Here is a 301-nt window from a genome sequence, read left to right on the forward strand (position 1 = left end):
CAGGCCAACATTCCAATCAGCGCCCCTTCGCTATGTCCTGCCACCGTGATCGTCGTAAAACGTTTCTCTTTCGACAGGTAATCAATCCAGCCAGTTACATCGTTCACATAATCTTCAAAACGAAGTTTCGCTTCCTCCTTACCAGCCGACGCACTGGTTCCTATCCCCCGCTTGTCAAAGCGCAAGGAAGCGATGCCGTTTGCCGCCAAGCCTTCTGCCAGGAACTTCAACGAATTATTCCTCAAATTGCCAATGGCTGAATTACCATCCATATCCGTAGGTCCGGATCCGGCTATAATAA

At 49.5% G+C, this 301-nt stretch carries 1 protein-coding gene; it reads right to left on the bottom strand.

Going from position 1 to position 301, the window contains the following annotated elements; all coding sequences use genetic code 11:
- Window positions 1-301 (bottom strand): alpha/beta hydrolase (locus AB5935_RS16805; protein WP_368327499.1); only part of this gene is annotated, 301 nt, incomplete at both ends.

Origin of the sequence: Phocaeicola sp. RTP21198st1_B8_RTP21198_201120, from assembly GCF_040929485.1 — a bacterium.
GTDB lineage: Bacteria > Bacteroidota > Bacteroidia > Bacteroidales > Bacteroidaceae > Phocaeicola > Phocaeicola dorei.